Origin of the sequence: Mumia xiangluensis, assembly GCF_010994095.1 — a bacterium.
GTDB lineage: Bacteria > Actinomycetota > Actinomycetes > Propionibacteriales > Nocardioidaceae > Mumia > Mumia xiangluensis.
The window spans coordinates 1-24,708 of the sequence record NZ_WJYO01000001.1 but is presented as its reverse complement, the minus strand read 5'-3'; the positions used below and the strand labels follow the sequence as shown (position 1 = coordinate 24,708).

Sequence of the window (24,708 nt, the reverse complement as noted above, 5' to 3'; positions counted from 1 at the left end):
GACTTGGGCGCGACACAGCGAAAGAGGTTCTGAGTTGACCACTCTAGTCATCGTGGGTATGGGCTATGTTGGCCTGCCCCTGGCACAGCAGGCCGTCCGCAAGGGCTTGGACGTCATCGGGCTCGATACGTCGCGCCGAGTCGTCGAGGGCCTGAGCGCCGGCGTCTCGCACGTCGACGACCTGAGCGATGCTGAGATCTCCGAGATGCTCGACGGCGGCTTCCGAGCGACGACGGACAGCTCCGTAGTGGCGACGGCCGACACCGTGGTCATCTGCGTTCCCACCCCGCTGGGCCCGGCAGGGGGCCCCGACCTGGGGGCCGTGCTGTCCGCAGGGCGCGCGATCGGCGAGCACCTGACGAAGGGCACCCTCGTGGTCCTCGAGTCGACGACCTACCCGGGGACGACCGATGAGGTCCTCCGCCCGGTTCTCGAGGAGCGGTCCGGCCTGATGGCCGGCGAGGACTTCGCGCTCGCGTTCTCGCCCGAGCGAGTCGATCCCGGCAACCAGACCTTCACCATCGCCAACACACCCAAGGTCGTCGGCGGCCTCACCGATCAGTGCGGCAAGCAGGCCACAGCCTTCTACGCGCAGCTCGTCGAGCAGGTCGTTCCCGCAAGGGGCACCCGCGAGGCCGAGATGGCGAAGCTGCTGGAGAACACCTATCGCCACGTCAACATCGCGCTCGTCAACGAGATGGCACGGTTCTCTCACGAGCTCGGCATCGACTTCTGGAACGTCATCGACCTGGCCGCGACCAAGCCGTTCGGCTTCCAGGCCTTCCGGCCAGGCCCCGGCGTCGGAGGACACTGCATCCCGATCGACCCCAACTACCTCTCGCACCGCGTCAAGGAGCAGCTCGGCTACCCGTTCCGCTTCGTCGAGCTCGCGCAGGAGATCAACGCCGGGATGCCGCGCTACGTCGTCCAGCGCATCCAGGACCTGCTCAACCACGACGCCATCGCCCTGCGGGGGGCCCAGGTCCTGCTTCTCGGTATCACCTACAAGCCGGACATCGCCGACCAGCGTGAGACCCCCGCGAAGCCCCTCGCCGAGCAGCTGCTCGCCCAGGGGGCATCGTTGAGCTACCACGACCTGTACGTCGACGACTGGGAGGTGGAAGGGGCCCGTCCGGTCGGGGGCGAGTCGCTCCTCGAGGCCGCCGCCACTGCGGATGTCGTGGTGCTCGTCCAGAACCACGCAGGCTTCGACCTCCGTGCCCTGGCAGAGGCGGCACGCCGCTTCCTGGACCTGCGTGGTGTCGTCGACGAGCCAGGAGTCGAACGCCTCTGACGCAGCGGCCCGGGTGCATCGTGGGCACGCGGGCCCTCGCGTGCCGATGCTGGGCGTCGTCGAGCGGGTAGGTACGATCGACCCTCGTCCGGCCGCGCTGCCGGCCCCCTGTGCGAATTCCGACGGAAGGTCTTGTCCGAGTGGACGGTTCACCGCGACCACGGTTCTCGATGGTCTCTGCCGCGTACGACGTGGCACGCTACCTCCCCGACTTCATCGCCTCCGTCGAGGTTCAGATGGCTGAGAACCCAGGGCTCCTCGAAGTCGTGATGGTCGATGACGGGTCGAACGACGAGACCCTCGCGGATCTCCGCGCCTGGGAGAGCAGACGGCCTGGGACGGTGCGTGTCCTCACCCAGCAGAACGCCGGCCAGGGCGCCGCACGCAATGCGGGTCTCGAGGTCGCGCTCGGCGAGTGGGTCACGTTTCCCGACCCCGACGACATCCTCGAGCCCGGCTACATCCGCAGCGTCGTCGACTTCCTCGACGGTCGTGACGATATCGACATGGTGGCTACCAACCGTGTCCTTCTCAACGACTCCACGGGCAATGTCGCGGACAAGCACCCGCTGCGCCGTCATTTCGCAGCTGGTGACCGCGCACGGCGATTGACGACGTTTCCCGACCACTTCCACGGCAGTGCACCGGCCGCCTTCTATCGCGTCGACCGGCTCCGTGAGAGCGGCTTGCGGTTCGACCACCGGATCCGCCCCAACTTCGAGGACGGTCACTTCAGCTGCCGCTACCTGCTGCTCACGCCGGAACCGACGGTGGCGTTCCTGGCGACTGCGCGCTACCAGTACCGCAAGCGCAGCGACCAGAGCTCCACGTTGCAGAGCTCGCAGCGGCATCCCGGCAGGTTCACGGCCGTCCTCCGCCACGGCTACCTCGATGCCCTCGAGACGGCGAAGCGCGACCTCGGACATGTTCCCGAGTGGCTTCAGAACTTCGTCGTGTACGAGCTCAGCTACTACTTCGCGGCCGAGGACTCGGGTTCGAAGGTGGTCGCCCCGTCCGCCCAGGCCGACGAGTTCCACGCCCTGATGACCCAGATCGTCGACTTTCTCGATCCCGAGGTGGTGCAATCGTTCTCGCTCGTGCCCCTTCGGGGAGCCTCTCGCGACGTTCTCCTGCACGCCTACCGGGAAGAGCCCTGGATCTCCTCGTACGCCCTCGCCGAGCGGCTCGACTCCCGACAGGGTCTGGTCCGCATCGCCTATCGGTTCACCGGGGAGGCGCCTGACGACGAGATCCTGTCGGGCGGTGAAGCCACGCCACCGGCCTACACGAAGGTCCGCGCGCTCTACTACCACGGTCGTCCGTTGCTGCGGGAGCGCCTCCACTGGGTGCCGGCCACGCGGGCGCTGCGTCTGGTTGTCGCCGGTCGTGTGCGTGAGCTCCGGTTCGCGCAGCCACCGGTCCCGGCAAGGACGCTCTCGCCTTCGCGCCTCCGACAGGCGCTGCAGCCTCGCCGGAAGGCTTCCGGCGGTGCGAACGCCATGGCCTGGCGCGACCGGCTTCTCCTCCGTGTGGCCAGAAGCCGGCCCGTGAGCCGGAGGCTCCGGAGCTCGTGGGTGCTGATGGACCGCATCCACAACGCTGATGACAGTGCCGAGCATCTCTTCCAGTACGTCCGCGAGAACCGCCAGGACATCGACGCGTACTTCACCGTCCAGCGAGGAACGCCTGACTGGAAGCGCCTGCGTGCAGCGTACGGGCGCCGGGTGGTCGCGCACGGCTCCGTGCTGTGGAAGATCTTGATGCTCAACTGCCGGCACCTGGTGTCGTCGCACGCTGACATCGCGGTGTGTCGTCCGCCGGCGATCACGGCGCTCGCGACGCCCGCCTACCGGTTCACCTTCCTGCAGCACGGAGTGATCAAGGACGACCTGTCCAGCTGGCTCAACCACCGACCGCTCGACGTGTTCATCACCAGCACCCAGCAGGAGCACGACTCGATCGTCGGGGACGACACCCCGTACATCTACACCGAGCGAGAGACGAAGCTGACCGGTCTTCCGCGGTTCGACCTGTTGTTCGAGCAGGGCCAGCGGTTCGGACCCGATGAGCGGGACCTCGTGCTGGTGTGCCCGACCTGGCGCGTCTGGCTGGTTCCTCCGCTCAAGCGCGGCTCTCAACGACGGGACCTCATCGACGGCATCGAGGAGACCGACTACGTACAGGAGTGGTTGGCCGTCCTGCGGTCGAAGGAGCTGGCCGACGCGGCAGCCCGGCACGGTCTCAAGGTGGCGTTCCTCCCGCACCCGAACATGGACGTGCTGGCGGGCCGACTCGACCTTCCGGACCACGTCGAGGTCATGAGCTTCGAGGGCCGCGACGTCCGTGAGCTGTTCGCCCGGTCCGCCGTCCTGGTGACGGACTACTCCTCGGTCGCCTTCAATGCTGCCTACCTCGACCGGCCGGTCGTGTACTTCCAGTTCGACCGAGAGCGCATGACGCAGGGCGGGCACGTCGGACGGGCCGGCTACTTTGAGTACGACCGGGACGGCTTCGGACCGGTCACCGAGACCGCGGACGCCGCGGTCGCCGCCGCGGTCGACATCGTCGACCGCGGACACGCTCCCGACCAGCTCTACCTCGACCGGGTCGCGGCGACGTTCCCCCAGCGGGACGGGCGCTGCCGCGAGCGCGTCGTCGCCGCGATCGAGGGGTCCGCGCGGAAGTACCGCGCGCCCGACCTCAACGAGTGAGGTCCGGCGCGTCCGCGAGACCGCGATCTGCGAGCATCCGGCGCACCGCGGCGACGGCGGCCCCGGGATCGCCGAGAGGCGACCGGTAGGCCGTCGGCATCGTCGACAAGATGCTGCCTTCCTCGACGACGGCCCAGACGTCGCTGCCACTGCCTGCGTAGTCGGACCACTTCGATGGCAGGAACGGATTGACGTCGTAGTGGTCGCGAGTCCGGGCGTCGTTGACGAGAAGGACGTCCATGCGGGTGGTCAGCTCGAGGAATGCGAAGTAGGAGACGTACGGGTTTGCAGTGACGACGTCCGTCAGACCGTGTGCCTCGAGCTCCTGTGACAGGGTCGCGGGATCCGACGTGAACACGTGCAGGCGAACCTTCGTCCGTTCGGCAGGCGTCAGCGCCTTCAGCGCCTCGACGACCTCAGTAAGGCCACGCGTGGCGTAGAAGGCGCCGAAGTAGGCCATGTTGAGCAAACCCGGCTCGAGCGGGTACTCACCGTCGACGCGGTGGTAGAAGGACTCGGGGAGCGTCGGGTGGTGCGAGACCCGTGAGCGTTCCAGAACGCGCTCGACCAGCTGCTGCTCGGGAAGGTAGTCGAGCATGAACGTGCGTTGGTGCTGATTGGTGAAGACGATCTCGTCCGCGAGCGCGTAGGCCAGGAGCTCCACGAGATGGGGGATGTTGCGGTCAGCGGGCGCGTCCACGCCTGCCGATGCCAGCCCGGCGGCAAGCTCCTTCCACAGGGAGTCGGTGCTCGCTTGACCGACGCGACGCTGCCCGTACGCGTTGAAGAGCTGGGGGTCGGAGAACTCCGCGATCCAGCGGATCTCCGGTCGGCGGAGCTTCAGCAGGGCGGCGACGAGGTTGGACCCCGGCCACATCGTCCTGCTGTAGACGCTCCGGTAGAGGCCCTTCTCGTCCTCCCACTCGGCCACCTTGGCCAGCGCACGGCGGGTGAACGTCTTCAACGGGCCCCACTCGAAGGCCGCGGTACGCGCGTCGACCTCGAAAGTCCTGTCGAGGTTCTCGCGCGCGATGACGCCTGCGGACCAGTCGGTGGGTTTGTCCGCTCCCATCTTGTTGGACACGACGTCGACGACGACACCGCGATCGCGGATGCGACGCGCGGCGACGAGTGCACTGGTGTCGGCGTAGGGGAGGAACGAGTAGAGGATCCCGAGGTCGCGCGCAATGCCCGCGTTGAGGCGGCGCCACGGGATCGCGTCCTCGAGCCCGCGGGACCGGATGTCCTCCACGACCCTCGTGTGGTCGTCCGGTTCGACACGTAGATGGGCATTCACGAGCGAGACCTGCCCGGAGATGAAGGACGCACGGAGCTTGCGGCTTCGGGGTTCCTCGGCCGGTCGGGACCAGAGCCGTTCGATGACGTCGAGCCGCTGAGTCACCGAGAAGTCATAGGAGCGCGCCTGCCGGGAGATCGAGTTCGCCACCACGTGACGGAGGTAGACACCGTCGGAGTCGAGGGCGACGGGCCGGATCCGGAACGGGGCGGCTTCGAACACGTCGAACCAGTAGACCACGTCCTCCCCGCTGCGCAGGGTCGTGTCGAACCTGCTGGCACGTGCCACCGCGGTCGGGATGATCTTGCCGGCCACGAAACCGAGGGAGGACGGGATCTGCGTCGGGTCGGTCACCTCGCCGGCCCGGGCCAGGAGGCGGTTCGACAGGTAGTTGTCGAAGGTCGGCGCCGCGCCGCCGTCCGTGACGTCGGCGACCGAGGCGACGGGGACGATCCCCAGCCCGGCGTGCGCGAGCAGCGCCTTCAGGTAGCCCGGCGTGACCTCGTCGTCAGCATCGACGAACGTCACGGACCGCCCTGCGGCCGCGTCCAGGCCGAGGTTGCGCGCGTTGCCTGCACCTGCGGTCGAGGCCTCCACGATGCGTAGGCGGAGCTCAGGGAACGCGGTGCGAACATCGTCGATCGCCGTCCGTGACTCGTCTTCGGGACCGTTGAGGACAACGACCACCTCGAACTCTCGTGGTGCGAGGGTCTGCCGCGCCAGCGAGCCGAGGCTGGTCGGCAGGAGCTTGGCGCCGAGGTAGCTCGGGACGATGACGGTCACCGTCGGCTGATGGCTTCGGTCGTGCTGGGTCACAGTTCCCCCGGGGGCTTTCGAGGCAGGGCCGGTCAGGCCCGCGGCGGGGCCCGTGCAATGCTATCCGAGGCCCGGATGAGTCTCGCGGGTCGGCGACGAGGAGGACACGTGGACGGCAGGTACGACATCCATGTCCGAGGGCAGCTCGTGGTGGTCTCGACCCAGCCTGGGGCGACCGTGGGTGAGCTCCGTGACAGCTGTGACGACGTCGTCGTGTCCGACGGCGAGCTTCCCCGCAGTGCCGGGGTGGTGTCGGGCTTCCTTCTGTCAGGGAGCCTTCCCGCCGACCTCGTACGGCTCGCCGTCGCGCGCGTCGCCGAAGAGCCGCAGCTGCAGCTCTTCGTGGACCTCGGCCGGCTCGACGGGGATCTGAGCTCGTACGCTCCGCTCGGTGTCGATGGCGTGGGTTGGCTCGGCGACGTGCCGGTGGTGGCCATGTCGGTGGGATCGACGCGGACGGCGGGCGAGGTCGACGACCTGTGGGCTCGCCTCCTGATGAATGATCCCCGGCGAGCAGTGGGCCGTGAGCGTGAGGATGTCACGCGCCTGCGGTCGGTTGTGGCCGACCTGCGCAACAGTCTCGAGGTGAAGAACGAGCGGCTCGCTGCTCAGCGCGAGCGTGCTCAGCGCGTCCGTGCGCGGCTCAAGAACGAGAAGGCCGCCCGCGCGAAGGCCGAGCGCCGGCGCGAGGCGGTAGAGCGATCCCGCGTTGCGCGCGTCTCGCGTGCGTCCTCGGCGATGGTGCGCCGACTGGGAGGGCGCCCGGTCGTCGCCGTTGCCGGTGCTGCGGCCTTCGTCGTCGTCGCGGTTGCGGTGGGCTGGCTCGCGGCGGCCGGCGGCATCGGCGCGGGGATCGTTGCTGCCTGTGCATTCGTCGGCGCTGTCGCCTCCCTCGCACTTGTCCTGTGGGCAGTGCGACGCGCTGCGTCCGTCGCGCAGGGTCAACGTCATGCCGTTCGGAAGGCGCTCGAGATGTTGGCAGAGCGGCACGCCGAGCTCACGGAGGACCTCGAGTCCGAACGGACCAGGCATGCCGAGGAGTGGCAGGAGCTCCAGGTCTCGGTGCGACGCCTCGAGGTGGGGCAGTCTCGTACCGCCACGGCCGTCCGGGCACTCGAGACGGGCTTGAACAGGGATGTCAGCAGGCGGACCGTCGAGAACTCCGCTCAGCTCGCCCAGATCCAGTCGGCCATCCACCTGTTCTCTCTGCTCCCTGTCGAGGGCAGGGTTCCCGCCATGGGTGGATGGGCGGCCTCGCCGGATCTGGTGGAAGTAGTCGTCGACGAGCTGCTCTCGCGCCGGCCGTCGCTCATCGTGGAGTGCGGAAGTGGTGTCTCGACGCTCTGGTTCGGCCTCGCCATCCGCCATTTCGGTCTCGACTGCAAGGTCGTGGCACTCGAGCACCACGAAGGTTTCGGGGAGCAGACGCGAGCCGTCCTCGCTCGCCATGGCCTCGGCGACGTTGCCGAGGTCCGGGACGCTCCCCTGACCGAGGTCGATGTGGCCGGCTACCGCGGCCGTTGGTACGACCCCGCGGCGCTCGAGACTCTCTCCGATGTCGGACTGCTCCTCGTCGACGGCCCGCCGGCCGCGACCGGAGTGCACGCCCGTTTCCCGGCGGTGCCGATGATGCGGGACCGGTTCGCCGACCGGGTGTCGGTCGTCCTCGACGACATGATTCGCAACGACGAGCAGGAGGTCGCTCGCATGTGGGAGGAGCTCCTGCCGGGGTTCTCGCGCGAGGACCTCCGCCTGCAGAAGCGAGCGACGATCTTTCGGCGAGGCTGACTGGACCGCAGAAGGGCACCCGCCCATCAGCGGTCGTCGGATCGCCCGAACACGGCGTCCAGGACCCGCTCGGAGGCCGAGCCGTCGTCGAGCGGGGCGAACCGGGCACGGAAGTCAGCACGGGCGCGGGCGTAGCCCTCGCTCCCGGAGAGCGCCTCGGACAGTGCGTCGGCCACCTCGTCGCTCGTGCGGACGAGCGGCCCGGGTGCCTGCTCCTCGAACGGGAAGTAGAAACCGCGGAGGTCGTCGCGGTAGTGGTCGAGGTCGTAGGTGTAGAACACGATCGGCCGGTCCAGCGTTACGAAGTCGAACATGACCGATGAGTAGTCCGTGACCAGCACGTCGGCGACCAGCAGGAGCTCCTGCGTGTCCGGGTAGCGCGACGCATCGATGGCGAATCGGCGAAGGTCCTCGGGGACCGTGACCCGCCCACGAACGACCGAGTGCATCCGCAGGAGAACGACGACGGAGTCGCCGAGCCGGTCGTGCAGGCGCGCGAGGTCGAGCTCGGCCTGCGCCGCGAACCCCCCGCCGCTCGTACGGTCGTCTCGGAAGGTCGGCGCGTAGAGGACGACGCGCTTCTCGGCCGGGATCCCGAGCCTGCGGCGGACGAGGTCCGCTCGCTCGTCGGCGTCCGGCCAGTGCAGCACGTCGTTGCGGGGATAGCCGCACTCCAGAACGCGACCCTTGTACTGGAAAGCGCTACGGAAGGCCGCCGTGGCGTACGGGCTCGGGGAGACGAGGTCGTCCCAGTAGCCGGTCATCTTCGTGACGCGCTCGAGGTAGTCGTCGCGGCGACCGTGGACCTGCTCCAGGTCGTGCTGCATCTTCTTCAGCGGTGTGCCGTGCCAGGTCTGCACGTAGCGGGTCCCGTGGGCCGGGCGCAGGTAGTGCGGAAAGTTCTGGTTGTTGACCCAGTGGCTCGCCCGACCCAGCAGCCAGAAGTATCGCGGACTCAACCGCCGTACCTTGCGCGTGCTCGGGTCGGGGAGCCGGACGGTCGAGTCGTTGACCCACACGAGAGTGCTCTCGGTTCCACGCTCGAGCAGCTTCTCGTAGAGGTAGCGAGGACTGTCGCCGTACTGCTTCCCGTTCGCGCTCTCGAAGACGACGAGGTCGCGTCGCGGCAGCAGCGTCGCCAGGCGGTAGAGCACGCGCATGGCGGGGAAGTAGAAGCGGCTCTTGCGGAACCGGTTGAAGAGAGCACGTGACGGGGAGGCGCTGCGCAGACGCCGCACCGGCGTCAGTGGGGACCAGGCGCGGCGAACCACCTCGTAGATCCGCTCGTTGTTGTCGCGGTCGCGGCGCTCGAGGAACGCGTCGGCCCGCGCGCGGTTGCGCTCGGAGATCGTCATCCCTGCTTTGAGCACCTCGTCCAGCCGATCGAGCGCCTCGTCGTGCGAGAAGGCGATCTCGCCCGGAAGGTGCGCGTCGAGGTCGAGGTGTGAGCCACGGGCACCGAGGAACCGCGCGCGGTCGAACTGGAAGTAGACCACCGGACGGTGGAGGAAGCTGAAGTCGAACCCCACGCTGGAGTAGTCGGTGAGCATGACGGCGCTGCGTTTGAGGAGGTCCTGGACCGGCGCGTCGCCCTGCTGCAGGACGACGACGCCGGGGGCGTCGAAGCGCTCTGCGTACTCGCGCATGTTCGGGTGGAGGATGAACCAGACGGCCAGCCCGTGGCGGCGGATCATCTCCTGGAACCTCGCCGAGGTCAGCAGCCCGTTCCACTGCTCGAAGAACTCACTCTCGCCGAAGTCACGCGCTCTCAGCCAGTCACGCCAGGTCGGGATGATCAACAGGGCGCGCTCGACGTCCACGTCGTCGGCGAGTAGCGCGTCGAAGCGCGAGAGACCGGTGACTCGCACCTGGCCGGGGAAGAACTCGAAGTCATCGACCACCATCTCGCGCTCGCGCTCGGAGCTGACCAGGAACAGGTCGGTCCGGAAGTCCGTCGACGCACGGCGGCCGTAGTTGCCGGTCATGTTCTTCGTGCCCATCACCCCGTGCTGCAGGAACACACGCACTCCGCGCGACCACCGTACGAAGCGAGGGCTGCGCGAGGCGAGCAGGTACTCGGCGTGGTGCGAACCGACAAGCCGCGACGCGAGCAACGAGTAGAGGATGTGACGGCGAGAGCGGTGCAGGACGACGTTCCCGTACGGCTCGACGTTCGCACGCTCAGGGGAGTCACGCTCGATGACGTAGTACGCGCGTCGACGGGGGTGGCTCGTGCGGATCCACCGGAAGAAGTGGAAGCCGGTGTCCTGCGCCTTGTACGGGAGCTCCCCGATCAGCCAGATCCTGCTGAACGGGCGGACGAGGGCGAACGCCCAGCCGAGCCGTAGCACGCGGCGCATGAACTCGAGGTCGGCACTCGAGAACTGCTCGACCCTCAGGCAGAGCCGCTGTGCTTTGAAGCTGAAGTAGGGAGTGACGAGGTGGCCTGTGTCACCGGCGGACACCTCGACCGCGCGCAGACGGCGTCTTACCCGGTACGGCGGTATGCGGATCCCTCGCTCGACGGTTTCGTCGAAGCCCTCGAGCGTGAGGAGCAGAGCGAGGTCGTAGATGTCGCTGTCGTGCTCCCCGGCCCGAGCAAGGACACCCACGTCGAAGTCTGCGTCGACGCGGTAGCGGAGCAGGCCGTGGAGGCGACGTGTGTCCTCTTCCAGCGGCCGGATGCCCACGGAGAGCCGCGTGGCGTCCCCGCTCTCACGCGAGATCACCGCCAGGACGGCCGAGACCACGCGGACGTTGTGCGTGACGACGTCGGTAGCGAAGGCGATCCGGCCGTGGCGCAGGGAGATCTCGCGGGTCCACAGCGCCACCTCACGGGAGCGCTCGGCCTGTACGCGGATGCTGACGTTGCCTTTGTGCGTCATGTGAACGGTCGCGGTCAGCCCGTCGACCTCTGTCGGTGAGACGGCCCCGCCGCGATCGGTCGACGCGAACCGGCCGAGACGACGAGGGTCATCCTCGCCGGAGACCTTGATCCACAGGTCGATCCACTCGCACGAGGGGTCCGCCCGGACCGCGGCGGAGATGTCGATGTCGAAGCCGACGGTGCCGTCTCCCCGTTCCTCCCGGACAGGGACGACCGTCGTCTCGCGCCCGGTGTCGCGGTGTCGCAGCAGCAATCCCTCGATCCGCGAGCGATCAGCGAGGGTCACTTCGACGCACAGGTGGTCGCCGGTCAGCCGGAGCCTCAACGCACTCTCCGGAGACCGGGTCGGGCCGCCCCGCCGACGGCCGAGGACGATGCCGCTCACGATGTGACGGAGCCCGGCCACACGGCATCGACCACGCGGGCGGTCGCGCCACCGTCATCAAAGGGAACGAACTGCTCGCGCCAGGCGGCGTAGGCGCTGCGGTGCTCCGCTCGCAACGACTGCAGGTCCGACAGGGCTTCTGCGACGTCCTCGCTGGTGTGCAGCACGGGGCCTGGTGCGATGTCCTCGAGCACGAGGTACAGGCCGCGGCTGACGTTCTGGTACTCGTCGAGATCCGGGACGAAGAAGACGATGGGACGCCCTGTCACCGCGAAGTCGAACATCAGCGACGAGTAGTCGGTGACCAGCACGTCGGTGACGAGGAACAGTTCGGAGATGTCGGGGTACAACGTCACGTCGAGCACGTTCGGCCCGTGGATCCGTCGGTCGTGGCGGATGTTCTCTGCGTGGCCGCGGACCAGCAACGTCATCGACGAGCCCAGGCGCGCGACGAGCGTCTGAGGATCGGGTGGCAGCGGTGTGCGACGCTCGTTGTCCTCCCGCCAGGTCGGCGCGTACAGGATCACCGGGGACTCAGCCGAGAGTCCCAGGCGCTCGCGGACGCGACGGACCCGCTCAGGGTCGGGTGGGCCGCTCAGGATGTCGTTGCGCGGGTAGCCCACCTCGAGGACAGGCCCTTCGTACCTGTATGCACTGCGCAGCGCATGGGTCATGAACGGGCTCTGGCTCACGAGAAGGTCCCATCGCGAGACCTCGTCGCGCACGAGCTGTTGGTAGTCCGCGTCCAGGCCGCGCGGGCGGCGGTCGAGCGCGAGCTTCTTCAATGGTGTGCCGTGCCACGTCTGGACGAACGTCTGGAACGGACGGTGCTCGAAACGACGGAGCCAGTCGTTGGTCACGATGTAGCGGGCGGACCCTCGGGCGTCCCGCCACCTCCGGGTCCCGATCAGCACCTTCTCGTCGCCCTCGGGAACGGGCACAGAGGCCTCGAACACGCTCCACACGCGTCGAAGCTCCGGCTGCCGCCGCGCCACCTCGTTGCGGATCGCCAGCGGGTTGCACGCTGCTCGCTTGCCGAGGAAGCTCTCGAAGAGCACGGCATCCTCCGGTGCGTAGTGCCGCGAGCGATACGCGGCATCCTCGCGGCGCTGACCGAGCTCGCTCCACTCCTCGGCCTCGCGCGGCGGTGCCAGCCTGACCTCAAGACGGTTGCGGGGGCCGCGCTCTGGACGGACCATCACGGCAGGCGCGGACGTCCACCGGCCACAGGCGCGTCTGACGGCCTCTTCGGTGAGCCGGACGAGGACCTGGACGCCGTCGGGACGCACCGCGTCGGCGCGGTACGTTCCGATCGGCAGCGGAAGCGCGTCGGTCGACCAGAGCTGTGACGCCGCGAAGAGGGGGACGTTGGCGGCGAACCGTCCGTCTGTGACCGAGACGTGCGCGGTGCTGTCGGTGCGAGGTCCGCTGAGGACGAGCGTGAAGGTCTCGCAGCCGGCCGCCGCGCGGCCACGCAGGAGCAGCTCCGGAAGCTCCCCGGGGACGACCTCGACCTCGTCGACGACGACCTCGTCGGCCGGGTGGGTGACGTCCAGCTTGCCGGTCGGCGTCACCACGATGCTCAACGACCCGGCCTGTGCGGGCGCGTCTTCCTCGGACCAGTGGACGGGCCTGCGGCTTCCCCCGGCGAGGCCCACGTGAGGCTGCCAGACACCGCTTCCTGCGGCCGGGAGGGGAAACCGGAGGCTGGCGCGCCACCCTCCTTCCACCTTGGCGCCGTCCTCGACCTCGCCGTCGAGCACGGCACCTTCCGGCCCGACCAGCTGCGCAGCGACCGGGCGCCGCCCGGTGATGGTGGCGCCGATGGTCCATCGCCCCTCCGACACCGACGAGGACCGGGCGGTCACCTGGCGTCGTACGAGGCGGAGGACAAGTCCTCGGTCCGGCAGCCAGGTCGGCACGACCTGTGCTCCGTCGTCGAGGAGCCGACGGGGGATCCAGCCGGCCGACGCACGTCGGAAGAGGGTCGTCAGCGGGCCGGACCACCGCTGGGCGCCCGTCCCGAGCGCGATGCGCACGTCCCAGTCCGTCCCGGGAGCGCCGTCGGGCACAGGCAGCTCGGCCGCGAAGGCGCCGGCGGCGTAGTCGTGGTCAGGGTCGGCCGCGACGTGGTTGACCTCGGGGTCACGCCGGCTCTGTGTGCGCACGTCGATCGTGCGGCCGGTCGCAAGATCTGTCAGCGAGACCCGCGCCGACGTGGGGATGGACTCCATGGCGACGCCCCCGACGTACACCCAGCCCGCGATGGTCAAGGACCCGTCGGGTGACCACGACGCTGATCGGAGGGCGGCAGTCCACGTGGGAGGGGGTGCAGACGGGGTCGGCGTCCGACGGCCCTTCAGGCCCCAGGAGCGCGCACGCGATCGCTCGAGCACCCATCTCACGCGACCGCCTCCTCCTCGGAAGCCCTCCGCCGGTAGCGAGCGAGTCTATCCTGAGTCTCGTTCCGTCTCGGGTTTGTCGACATGCCGGGGGCTTGACGTGGTCGTTGGTCGGGCGGGGTGGGTACGGCGGCTGTTGCCGTGGGGTGGTCCGCGGGTGTCGGTGGTGGTGCCGGTGTTCGAGGTTCTCGCGCGCGATGACGCCTGCGGACCAGTCGGTGGGTTTGTCCGCTCCCATCTTGTTGGACACGACGTCGACGACGACACCGCGATCGCGGATGCGACGCGCGGCGACGAGTGCACTGGTGTCGGCGTAGGGGAGGAACGAGTAGAGGATCCCGAGGTCGCGCGCAATGCCCGCGTTGAGGCGGCGCCACGGGATCGCGTCCTCGAGCCCGCGGGACCGGATGTCCTCCACGACCCTCGTGTGGTCGTCCGGTTCGACACGTAGATGGGCATTCACGAGCGAGACCTGCCCGGAGATGAAGGACGCACGGAGCTTGCGGCTTCGGGGTTCCTCGGCCGGTCGGGACCAGAGCCGTTCGATGACGTCGAGCCGCTGAGTCACCGAGAAGTCATAGGAGCGCGCCTGCCGGGAGATCGAGTTCGCCACCACGTGACGGAGGTAGACACCGTCGGAGTCGAGGGCGACGGGCCGGATCCGGAACGGGGCGGCTTCGAACACGTCGAACCAGTAGACCACGTCCTCCCCGCTGCGCAGGGTCGTGTCGAACCTGCTGGCACGTGCCACCGCGGTCGGGATGATCTTGCCGGCCACGAAACCGAGGGAGGACGGGATCTGCGTCGGGTCGGTCACCTCGCCGGCCCGGGCCAGGAGGCGGTTCGACAGGTAGTTGTCGAAGGTCGGCGCCGCGCCGCCGTCCGTGACGTCGGCGACCGAGGCGACGGGGACGATCCCCAGCCCGGCGTGCGCGAGCAGCGCCTTCAGGTAGCCCGGCGTGACCTCGTCGTCAGCATCGACGAACGTCACGGACCGCCCTGCGGCCGCGTCCAGGCCGAGGTTGCGCGCGTTGCCTGCACCTGCGGTCGAGGCCTCCACGATGCGTAGGCGGAGCTCAGGGAACGCGGTGCGAACATCGTCGATCGCCGTCCGTGACTCGTCTTCGGGACCGTTGAGGACAACGACCACCTCGAACTCTCGTGGTGCGAGGGTCTGCCGCGCCAGCGAGCCGAGGCTGGTCGGCAGGAGCTTGGCGCCGAGGTAGCTCGGGACGATGACGGTCACCGTCGGCTGATGGCTTCGGTCGTGCTGGGTCACAGTTCCCCCGGGGGCTTTCGAGGCAGGGCCGGTCAGGCCCGCGGCGGGGCCCGTGCAATGCTATCCGAGGCCCGGATGAGTCTCGCGGGTCGGCGACGAGGAGGACACGTGGACGGCAGGTACGACATCCATGTCCGAGGGCAGCTCGTGGTGGTCTCGACCCAGCCTGGGGCGACCGTGGGTGAGCTCCGTGACAGCTGTGACGACGTCGTCGTGTCCGACGGCGAGCTTCCCCGCAGTGCCGGGGTGGTGTCGGGCTTCCTTCTGTCAGGGAGCCTTCCCGCCGACCTCGTACGGCTCGCCGTCGCGCGCGTCGCCGAAGAGCCGCAGCTGCAGCTCTTCGTGGACCTCGGCCGGCTCGACGGGGATCTGAGCTCGTACGCTCCGCTCGGTGTCGATGGCGTGGGTTGGCTCGGCGACGTGCCGGTGGTGGCCATGTCGGTGGGATCGACGCGGACGGCGGGCGAGGTCGACGACCTGTGGGCTCGCCTCCTGATGAATGATCCCCGGCGAGCAGTGGGCCGTGAGCGTGAGGATGTCACGCGCCTGCGGTCGGTTGTGGCCGACCTGCGCAACAGTCTCGAGGTGAAGAACGAGCGGCTCGCTGCTCAGCGCGAGCGTGCTCAGCGCGTCCGTGCGCGGCTCAAGAACGAGAAGGCCGCCCGCGCGAAGGCCGAGCGCCGGCGCGAGGCGGTAGAGCGATCCCGCGTTGCGCGCGTCTCGCGTGCGTCCTCGGCGATGGTGCGCCGACTGGGAGGGCGCCCGGTCGTCGCCGTTGCCGGTGCTGCGGCCTTCGTCGTCGTCGCGGTTGCGGTGGGCTGGCTCGCGGCGGCCGGCGGCATCGGCGCGGGGATCGTTGCTGCCTGTGCATTCGTCGGCGCTGTCGCCTCCCTCGCACTTGTCCTGTGGGCAGTGCGACGCGCTGCGTCCGTCGCGCAGGGTCAACGTCATGCCGTTCGGAAGGCGCTCGAGATGTTGGCAGAGCGGCACGCCGAGCTCACGGAGGACCTCGAGTCCGAACGGACCAGGCATGCCGAGGAGTGGCAGGAGCTCCAGGTCTCGGTGCGACGCCTCGAGGTGGGGCAGTCTCGTACCGCCACGGCCGTCCGGGCACTCGAGACGGGCTTGAACAGGGATGTCAGCAGGCGGACCGTCGAGAACTCCGCTCAGCTCGCCCAGATCCAGTCGGCCATCCACCTGTTCTCTCTGCTCCCTGTCGAGGGCAGGGTTCCCGCCATGGGTGGATGGGCGGCCTCGCCGGATCTGGTGGAAGTAGTCGTCGACGAGCTGCTCTCGCGCCGGCCGTCGCTCATCGTGGAGTGCGGAAGTGGTGTCTCGACGCTCTGGTTCGGCCTCGCCATCCGCCATTTCGGTCTCGACTGCAAGGTCGTGGCACTCGAGCACCACGAAGGTTTCGGGGAGCAGACGCGAGCCGTCCTCGCTCGCCATGGCCTCGGCGACGTTGCCGAGGTCCGGGACGCTCCCCTGACCGAGGTCGATGTGGCCGGCTACCGCGGCCGTTGGTACGACCCCGCGGCGCTCGAGACTCTCTCCGATGTCGGACTGCTCCTCGTCGACGGCCCGCCGGCCGCGACCGGAGTGCACGCCCGTTTCCCGGCGGTGCCGATGATGCGGGACCGGTTCGCCGACCGGGTGTCGGTCGTCCTCGACGACATGATTCGCAACGACGAGCAGGAGGTCGCTCGCATGTGGGAGGAGCTCCTGCCGGGGTTCTCGCGCGAGGACCTCCGCCTGCAGAAGCGAGCGACGATCTTTCGGCGAGGCTGACTGGACCGCAGAAGGGCACCCGCCCATCAGCGGTCGTCGGATCGCCCGAACACGGCGTCCAGGACCCGCTCGGAGGCCGAGCCGTCGTCGAGCGGGGCGAACCGGGCACGGAAGTCAGCACGGGCGCGGGCGTAGCCCTCGCTCCCGGAGAGCGCCTCGGACAGTGCGTCGGCCACCTCGTCGCTCGTGCGGACGAGCGGCCCGGGTGCCTGCTCCTCGAACGGGAAGTAGAAACCGCGGAGGTCGTCGCGGTAGTGGTCGAGGTCGTAGGTGTAGAACACGATCGGCCGGTCCAGCGTTACGAAGTCGAACATGACCGATGAGTAGTCCGTGACCAGCACGTCGGCGACCAGCAGGAGCTCCTGCGTGTCCGGGTAGCGCGACGCATCGATGGCGAATCGGCGAAGGTCCTCGGGGACCGTGACCCGCCCACGAACGACCGAGTGCATCCGCAGGAGAACGACGACGGAGTCGCCGAGCCGGTCGTGCAGGCGCGCGAGGTCGAGCTCGGCCTGCGCCGCGAACCCCCCGCCGCTCGTACGGTCGTCTCGGAAGGTCGGCGCGTAGAGGACGACGCGCTTCTCGGCCGGGATCCCGAGCCTGCGGCGGACGAGGTCCGCTCGCTCGTCGGCGTCCGGCCAGTGCAGCACGTCGTTGCGGGGATAGCCGCACTCCAGAACGCGACCCTTGTACTGGAAAGCGCTACGGAAGGCCGCCGTGGCGTACGGGCTCGGGGAGACGAGGTCGTCCCAGTAGCCGGTCATCTTCGTGACGCGCTCGAGGTAGTCGTCGCGGCGACCGTGGACCTGCTCCAGGTCGTGCTGCATCTTCTTCAGCGGTGTGCCGTGCCAGGTCTGCACGTAGCGGGTCCCGTGGGCCGGGCGCAGGTAGTGCGGAAAGTTCTGGTTGTTGACCCAGTGGCTCGCCCGACCCAGCAGCCAGAAGTATCGCGGACTCAACCGCCGTACCTTGCGCGTGCTCGGGTCGGGGAGCCGGACGGTCGAGTCGTTGACCCACACGAGAGTGCTCTCGGTTCCACGCTCGAGCAGCTTCTCGTAGAGGTAGCGAGGACTGTCGCCGTACTGCTTCCCGTTCGCGCTCTCGAAGACGACGAGGTCGCGTCGCGGCAGCAGCGTCGCCAGGCGGTAGAGCACGCGCATGGCGGGGAAGTAGAAGCGGCTCTTGCGGAACCGGTTGAAGAGAGCACGTGACGGGGAGGCGCTGCGCAGACGCCGCACCGGCGTCAGTGGGGACCAGGCGCGGCGAACCACCTCGTAGATCCGCTCGTTGTTGTCGCGGTCGCGGCGCTCGAGGAACGCGTCGGCCCGCGCGCGGTTGCGCTCGGAGATCGTCATCCCTGCTTTGAGCACCTCGTCCAGCCGATCGAGCGCCTCGTCGTGCGAGAAGGCGATCTCGCCCGGAAGGTGCGCGTCGAGGTCGAGGTGTGAGCCACGGGCACCGAGGAACCGCGCGCGGTCGAACTGGAAGTAGACCACCGGACGGTGGAGGAAGCTGAAGTCGAACCCCACGCTGGAGTAGTCGGTGAGCATGACGGCGCTGCGTTTGAGGAGGTCCTGGACCGGCGCGTCGCCCTGCTGCAGGACGACGACGCCGGGGGCGTCGAAGCGCTCTGCGTACTCGCGCATGTTCGGGTGGAGGATGAACCAGACGGCCAGCCCGTGGCGGCGGATCATCTCCTGGAACCTCGCCGAGGTCAGCAGCCCGTTCCACTGCTCGAAGAACTCACTCTCGCCGAAGTCACGCGCTCTCAGCCAGTCACGCCAGGTCGGGATGATCAACAGGGCGCGCTCGACGTCCACGTCGTCGGCGAGTAGCGCGTCGAAGCGCGAGAGACCGGTGACTCGCACCTGGCCGGGGAAGAACTCGAAGTCATCGACCACCATCTCGCGCTCGCGCTCGGAGCTGACCAGGAACAGGTCGGTCCGGAAGTCCGTCGACGCACGGCGGCCGTAGTTGCCGGTCATGTTCTTCGTGCCCATCACCCCGTGCTGCAGGAACACACGCACTCCGCGCGACCACCGTACGAAGCGAGGGCTGCGCGAGGCGAGCAGGTACTCGGCGTGGTGCGAACCGACAAGCCGCGACGCGAGCAACGAGTAGAGGATGTGACGGCGAGAGCGGTGCAGGACGACGTTCCCGTACGGCTCGACGTTCGCACGCTCAGGGGAGTCACGCTCGATGACGTAGTACGCGCGTCGACGGGGGTGGCTCGTGCGGATCCACCGGAAGAAGTGGAAGCCGGTGTCCTGCGCCTTGTACGGGAGCTCCCCGATCAGCCAGATCCTGCTGAACGGGCGGACGAGGGCGAACGCCCAGCCGAGCCGTAGCACGCGGCGCATGAACTCGAGGTCGGCACTCGAGAACTGCTCGACCCTCAGGCAGAGCCGCTGTGCTTTGAAGCTGAAGTAGGGAGTGACGAGGTGGCCTGTGTCACCGGCGGACACCTCGACCGCGCGCAGACGGCGTCTTACCCGGTACGGCGGTATGCGGATCCCTCGCTCGACGGTTTCGTCGAAGCCCTCGAGCGTGAGGAGCAGAGCGAGGTCGTAGATGTCGCTGTCGTGCTCCCCGGCCCGAGCAAGGACACCCACGTCGAAGTCTGCGTCGACGCGGTAGCGGAGCAGGCCGTGGAGGCGACGTGTGTCCTCTTCCAGCGGCCGGATGCCCACGGAGAGCCGCGTGGCGTCCCCGCTCTCACGCGAGATCACCGCCAGGACGGCCGAGACCACGCGGACGTTGTGCGTGACGACGTCGGTAGCGAAGGCGATCCGGCCGTGGCGCAGGGAGATCTCGCGGGTCCACAGCGCCACCTCACGGGAGCGCTCGGCCTGTACGCGGATGCTGACGTTGCCTTTGTGCGTCATGTGAACGGTCGCGGTCAGCCCGTCGACCTCTGTCGGTGAGACGGCCCCGCCGCGATCGGTCGACGCGAACCGGCCGAGACGACGAGGGTCATCCTCGCCGGAGACCTTGATCCACAGGTCGATCCACTCGCACGAGGGGTCCGCCCGGACCGCGGCGGAGATGTCGATGTCGAAGCCGACGGTGCCGTCTCCCCGTTCCTCCCGGACAGGGACGACCGTCGTCTCGCGCCCGGTGTCGCGGTGTCGCAGCAGCAATCCCTCGATCCGCGAGCGATCAGCGAGGGTCACTTCGACGCACAGGTGGTCGCCGGTCAGCCGGAGCCTCAACGCACTCTCCGGAGACCGGGTCGGGCCGCCCCGCCGACGGCCGAGGACGATGCCGCTCACGATGTGACGGAGCCCGGCCACACGGCATCGACCACGCGGGCGGTCGCGCCACCGTCATCAAAGGGAACGAACTGCTCGCGCCAGGCGGCGTAGGCGCTGCGGTGCTCCGCTCGCAACGACTGCAGGTCCGACAGGGCTTCTGCGACGTCCTCGCTGGTGTGCAGCACGGGGCCTGGTGCGATGTCCTCGAGCACGAGGTACAGGCCGCGGCTGACGTTCTGGTACTCGTCGAGATCCGGGACGAAGAAGACGATGGGACGCCCTGTCACCGCGAAGTCGAACATCAGCGACGAGTAGTCGGTGACCAGCACGTCGGTGACGAGGAACAGTTCGGAGATGTCGGGGTACAACGTCACGTCGAGCACGTTCGGCCCGTGGATCCGTCGGTCGTGGCGGATGTTCTCTGCGTGGCCGCGGACCAGCAACGTCATCGACGAGCCCAGGCGCGCGACGAGCGTCTGAGGATCGGGTGGCAGCGGTGTGCGACGCTCGTTGTCCTCCCGCCAGGTCGGCGCGTACAGGATCACCGGGGACTCAGCCGAGAGTCCCAGGCGCTCGCGGACGCGACGGACCCGCTCAGGGTCGGGTGGGCCGCTCAGGATGTCGTTGCGCGGGTAGCCCACCTCGAGGACAGGCCCTTCGTACCTGTATGCACTGCGCAGCGCATGGGTCATGAACGGGCTCTGGCTCACGAGAAGGTCCCATCGCGAGACCTCGTCGCGCACGAGCTGTTGGTAGTCCGCGTCCAGGCCGCGCGGGCGGCGGTCGAGCGCGAGCTTCTTCAATGGTGTGCCGTGCCACGTCTGGACGAACGTCTGGAACGGACGGTGCTCGAAACGACGGAGCCAGTCGTTGGTCACGATGTAGCGGGCGGACCCTCGGGCGTCCCGCCACCTCCGGGTCCCGATCAGCACCTTCTCGTCGCCCTCGGGAACGGGCACAGAGGCCTCGAACACGCTCCACACGCGTCGAAGCTCCGGCTGCCGCCGCGCCACCTCGTTGCGGATCGCCAGCGGGTTGCACGCTGCTCGCTTGCCGAGGAAGCTCTCGAAGAGCACGGCATCCTCCGGTGCGTAGTGCCGCGAGCGATACGCGGCATCCTCGCGGCGCTGACCGAGCTCGCTCCACTCCTCGGCCTCGCGCGGCGGTGCCAGCCTGACCTCAAGACGGTTGCGGGGGCCGCGCTCTGGACGGACCATCACGGCAGGCGCGGACGTCCACCGGCCACAGGCGCGTCTGACGGCCTCTTCGGTGAGCCGGACGAGGACCTGGACGCCGTCGGGACGCACCGCGTCGGCGCGGTACGTTCCGATCGGCAGCGGAAGCGCGTCGGTCGACCAGAGCTGTGACGCCGCGAAGAGGGGGACGTTGGCGGCGAACCGTCCGTCTGTGACCGAGACGTGCGCGGTGCTGTCGGTGCGAGGTCCGCTGAGGACGAGCGTGAAGGTCTCGCAGCCGGCCGCCGCGCGGCCACGCAGGAGCAGCTCCGGAAGCTCCCCGGGGACGACCTCGACCTCGTCGACGACGACCTCGTCGGCCGGGTGGGTGACGTCCAGCTTGCCGGTCGGCGTCACCACGATGCTCAACGACCCGGCCTGTGCGGGCGCGTCTTCCTCGGACCAGTGGACGGGCCTGCGGCTTCCCCCGGCGAGGCCCACGTGAGGCTGCCAGACACCGCTTCCTGCGGCCGGGAGGGGAAACCGGAGGCTGGCGCGCCACCCTCCTTCCACCTTGGCGCCGTCCTCGACCTCGCCGTCGAGCACGGCACCTTCCGGCCCGACCAGCTGCGCAGCGACCGGGCGCCGCCCGGTGATGGTGGCGCCGATGGTCCATCGCCCCTCCGACACCGACGAGGACCGGGCGGTCACCTGGCGTCGTACGAGGCGGAGGACAAGTCCTCGGTCCGGCAGCCAGGTCGGCACGACCTGTGCTCCGTCGTCGAGGAGCCGACGGGGGATCCAGCCGGCCGACGCACGTCGGAAGAGGGTCGTCAGCGGGCCGGACCACCGCTGGGCGCCCGTCCCGAGCGCGATGCGCACGTCCCAGTCCGTCCCGGGAGCGCCGTCGGGCACAGGCAGCTCGGCCGCGAAGGCGCCGGCGGCGTAGTCGTGGTCAGGGTCGGCCGCGACGTGGTTGACCTCGGGGTCACGCCGGCTCTGTGTGCGCACGTCGATCGTGCGGCCGGTCGCAAGATCTGTCAGCGAGACCCGCGCCGACGTGGGGATGGACTCCATGGCGACGCCCCCGACGTACACCCAGCCCGCGATGGTCAAGGACCCGTCGGGTGACCACGACGCTGATCGGAGGGCGGCAGTCCACGTGGGAGGGGGTGCAGACGGGGTCGGCGTCCGACGGCCCTTCAGGCCCCAGGAGCGCGCACGCGATCGCTCGAGCACCCATCTCACGCGACCGCCTCCTCCTCGGAAGCCCTCCGCCGGTAGCGAGCGAGTCTATCCTGAGTCTCGTTCCGTCTCGGGTTTGTCGACATGCCGGGGGCTTGACGTGGTCGTTGGTCGGGCGGGGTGGGTACGGCGGCTGTTGCCGTGGGGTGGTCCGCGGGTGTCGGTGGTGGTGCCGGTGTTCGAGCCTGGGCAGAACATCGTGCCGTTGTTGGCGTCGTTGGATGCGCAGTCGTTGGGGCGGCGTGCGGTGGAGCTGGTGTTCGTCGACGACGGGTCTCGTGATGGGGAGACGTTGGGGTGGTTGCGGGCGCGGGCGGCGGAGCGTTCGAACATGGTGGTGGTCTCGATCGCGAACTCGGGGTGGCCGGGGCGTCCGCGCAACGTGGGGTTGGAGCGGGCGCGGGGTGAGTATGTGTTCTTCTCCGATCAGGACGACGAGCTGTTCCCGGAGGCGTTGGAGCGGATGGTCGCGATGGCTGATCGCAACGGGTCGGACGTGGTGGCGGGCAAGGTGGTGCGGGTCGGTGGGGGGACGCCGTACTGGGGGTTGGCGCGGCGTGACGTGGAGCGTGCGGATCTGGTTGCCGACGGGGTGATGCAGTCGCGGACGGTGCACAAGCTGTTTCGGCGGTCGTTCCTGATGGAGCACGGGATCCGGTTCCTGGAGGGTCGGGTGCGGTTGGAGGATCACCACTTCATGGGTCAGGTGTTCGCGTGCGCGCCGGTGGCGTCGGTGCTGGCGTCCTACCCTTGCTACCGCTGGATCGATCGCCGCGACGGCACCAACAACTCGGCCGCGACGGTGACCCAGGCGGCGTACTGGGAGCACTACCGTCGCGCGGTCGACGCGGTGGACCGTCCGGGCGCAGACCCTGCCGTGGTCACCGCGCTGCGGACGGTCGGTGCAGCCCAGGCCATGGGGCGGGCCGTCGTCGCGAACGTGGACCGTATCCCGGCCGATGATGCGGCCGAGATCTTCGACGCGGTCTCGGACTTGGTCCGCCGCTCTGTCCCGGAGTCAGTCGACCCCCACCTGCCGGTGTGGCGTCGTGCGGAGGTTTCCGCACTCCGCCGCGGCGATGCCGGCGACCTCTTCGCGATCCGGCGCGCGGCGCGCGCGACGGTCGTCGACGCCGAGCTGATCGACGCCTCGTGGGACGACGGTCTGCTGCGGCTGGTCGTCCTGGCTCGCCTGCGTACGACCGATCCCGCTCTGGTCCGGACGGTGACGAGCGCCGGCGTGGACGGGGTCTCCGAGATCGTCGTGCCGGCGTACTCGGAGCCTGCGCTGGCGGTCGGCTCGCCCGATGCGGGCTGGGCGGAGCTGTCGATCCGTGAGCGAGACTCCGGGATCGAGTGGCCGGTCTCGACCGTACGGTGCGTGGTCGAGACACCTCGTTCAGGCGACATCCTGCAGACGGCGACCGTCGAGGCCACGCTCGATCCCCAAGAGGGCTCGTTCGGGCAGCGGCTCGACGCCGGGCGGTGGACGCTCTACGTGCGATCGCGGCTGATCGGTCGCGGTGCGGTGCGGCCCGTCCCGCTTCCGCCAGGGCACGCCGTACTCGCGGGACGCGCGCGCGTGCGGTCGAAGGGAGCGCTTCGGCGTGCCCGGGTGCGCCGTGGCGCCAGGGGAGCACTGGTCCTCGTGCTGCGCGACGGTCGTTCGGGCACGCGTGCAGAGACCCGACCGGAGCAGAGCGTCGACGTGGTGGGGGCTTGACGTGGTCGTTGGTCGGGCGGGGTGGGTACGGCGGCTGTTGCCGTGGGGTGGTCCGCGGGTGTCGGTGGTGGTGCCGGTGTTCGAGCCTGGGCAGAACATCGTGCCGTTGTTGGCGTCGTTGGATGCGCAGTCGTTGGGGCGGCGTGCGGTGGAGCTGGTGTTCGTCGACGACGGGTCTCGTGATGGGGAGACGTTGGGGTGGTTGCGGGCGCGGGCGGCGGAGCGTTCGAACATGGTGGTGGTCTCGATCGCGAACTCGGGGTGGCCGGGGCGTCCGCGCAACGTGGGGTTGGAGCGGGCGCGGGGTGAGTATGTGTTCTTCTCCGATCAGGACGACGAGCTGTTCCCGGAGGCGTTGGAGCGGATGGTCGCGATGGCTGATCGCAACGGGTCGGACGTGGTGGCGGGCAAGGTGGTGCGGGTCGGTGGGGGGACGCCGTACTGGGGGTTGGCGCGGCGTGACGTGGAGCGTGCGGATCTGGTTGCCGACGGGGTGATGCAGTCGCGGACGGTGCACAAGCTGTTTCGGCGGTCGTTCCTGATGGAGCACGGGATCCGGTTCCTGGAGGGTCGGGTGCGGTTGGAGGATCACCACTTCATGGGTCAGGTGTTCGCGTGCGCGCCGGTGGCGTCGGTGCTGGCGTCCTACCCTTGCTACCGCTGG

At 69.1% G+C, this 24,708-nt stretch carries 12 protein-coding genes; 6 read left to right on the top strand and 6 right to left on the bottom strand.

All coding sequences use genetic code 11. From position 1 onward, the window contains the following. Window positions 1–52: 52 nt before the first annotated feature. A complete protein-coding gene (locus GH747_RS00060; RefSeq protein ID WP_228552710.1) occupies window positions 53–1,294 on the top strand; it encodes a nucleotide sugar dehydrogenase in 1,242 nt (413 codons plus the stop codon). 170 nt (window positions 1,295–1,464) lie between these two features. Further along, entirely contained in the window at window positions 1,465–4,005 is a 2,541-nt protein-coding gene (locus tag GH747_RS00055; protein ID WP_149767125.1) for a bifunctional glycosyltransferase/CDP-glycerol:glycerophosphate glycerophosphotransferase, read from the top strand. Here the strand turns inward: GH747_RS00055 and GH747_RS00050 are convergent. After that, window positions 3,995–6,085: a glycosyltransferase gene (locus GH747_RS00050; protein ID WP_163695207.1), complete on the bottom strand. Its 2,091-nt coding sequence runs from the start codon at window positions 6,083–6,085 to the stop codon at window positions 3,995–3,997. The two genes, GH747_RS00055 and GH747_RS00050, sit on opposite strands and share 11 nt — an antisense overlap. A gap of 141 nt (window positions 6,086–6,226) precedes the next feature. Here GH747_RS00050 and GH747_RS00045 point away from each other — a divergent pair, with 141 nt between their 5' ends. Further along, a complete protein-coding gene (locus GH747_RS00045) occupies window positions 6,227–7,906 on the top strand; it encodes a class I SAM-dependent methyltransferase (RefSeq protein WP_163695203.1) in 1,680 nt (559 codons plus the stop codon). Between the two features lie 26 nt (window positions 7,907–7,932). Here the strand turns inward: GH747_RS00045 and GH747_RS00040 are convergent, their stop codons facing one another. Genes GH747_RS00040 through GH747_RS00030 form a run of 3 tightly spaced genes read right to left on the bottom strand, consistent with a single transcriptional unit; the run spans window position 7,933 to window position 14,826 of the window. Beyond that, window positions 7,933–11,178, bottom strand: a complete 3,246-nt coding sequence (locus GH747_RS00040; RefSeq protein WP_149767118.1) for a CDP-glycerol glycerophosphotransferase family protein — start codon at window positions 11,176–11,178, stop codon at window positions 7,933–7,935. Beyond that, on the bottom strand, window positions 11,175–13,412 hold the full coding sequence (locus GH747_RS00035; RefSeq protein ID WP_149767116.1) for a CDP-glycerol glycerophosphotransferase family protein: 2,238 nt from the start codon (window positions 13,410–13,412) through the stop codon (window positions 11,175–11,177). The genes GH747_RS00040 and GH747_RS00035 overlap by 4 nt, the downstream gene beginning before the upstream one ends. Then, on the bottom strand, window positions 13,324–14,826 hold the full coding sequence (locus GH747_RS00030; protein ID WP_163695205.1) for a glycosyltransferase family 2 protein: 1,503 nt from the start codon (window positions 14,824–14,826) through the stop codon (window positions 13,324–13,326). The genes GH747_RS00035 and GH747_RS00030 overlap by 89 nt, the downstream gene beginning before the upstream one ends. Before the next feature lie 141 nt (window positions 14,827–14,967). On the opposite strand from GH747_RS00030, the gene GH747_RS00025 reads away from it, so the two are divergent. Next, the gene (locus GH747_RS00025; RefSeq protein WP_163695203.1) at window positions 14,968–16,647 is read left to right on the top strand and encodes a class I SAM-dependent methyltransferase; all 1,680 of its coding nucleotides are present in this window, start codon (window positions 14,968–14,970) and stop codon (window positions 16,645–16,647) included. Between the two features lie 26 nt (window positions 16,648–16,673). Here GH747_RS00025 and GH747_RS00020 read toward each other — a convergent pair whose 3' ends face one another. Together GH747_RS00020 and GH747_RS00015 are read right to left on the bottom strand one after the other, a co-directional pair. After that, window positions 16,674–19,919, bottom strand: coding sequence for a CDP-glycerol glycerophosphotransferase family protein (locus tag GH747_RS00020; protein WP_149767118.1), 3,246 nt, complete (start codon window positions 19,917–19,919; stop codon window positions 16,674–16,676). Then, window positions 19,916–22,153, bottom strand: a complete 2,238-nt coding sequence (locus tag GH747_RS00015) for a CDP-glycerol glycerophosphotransferase family protein (RefSeq protein ID WP_149767116.1) — start codon at window positions 22,151–22,153, stop codon at window positions 19,916–19,918. Before GH747_RS00015 ends, GH747_RS00020 begins: the two co-directional genes overlap by 4 nt. Between GH747_RS00015 and GH747_RS00010 the strand changes: the two genes are divergently transcribed. Beyond that, entirely contained in the window at window positions 22,143–24,044 is a 1,902-nt protein-coding gene (locus GH747_RS00010) for a glycosyltransferase family 2 protein (protein WP_149767114.1), read from the top strand. The two genes, GH747_RS00015 and GH747_RS00010, sit on opposite strands and share 11 nt — an antisense overlap. Then, on the top strand, window positions 23,929–24,708 hold a 780-nt coding region (locus tag GH747_RS00005), incomplete at its 3' end, for a glycosyltransferase family 2 protein (RefSeq protein ID WP_323740617.1). The genes GH747_RS00010 and GH747_RS00005, both read left to right, overlap by 116 nt.

Coding starts and splice junctions, on each gene's coding strand:
- GH747_RS00010 (WP_149767114.1), top strand. CDS start 22,143: ATGGACTCCATGGCGACGCCCCCGACGTACACCCAGCCCGCGATGGTC.
- GH747_RS00035 (WP_149767116.1), bottom strand. CDS start 13,412: ATGGAGTCCATCCCCACGTCGGCGCGGGTCTCGCTGACAGATCTTGCG.
- GH747_RS00055 (WP_149767125.1), top strand. CDS start 1,465: ATGGTCTCTGCCGCGTACGACGTGGCACGCTACCTCCCCGACTTCATC.
- GH747_RS00015 (WP_149767116.1), bottom strand. CDS start 22,153: ATGGAGTCCATCCCCACGTCGGCGCGGGTCTCGCTGACAGATCTTGCG.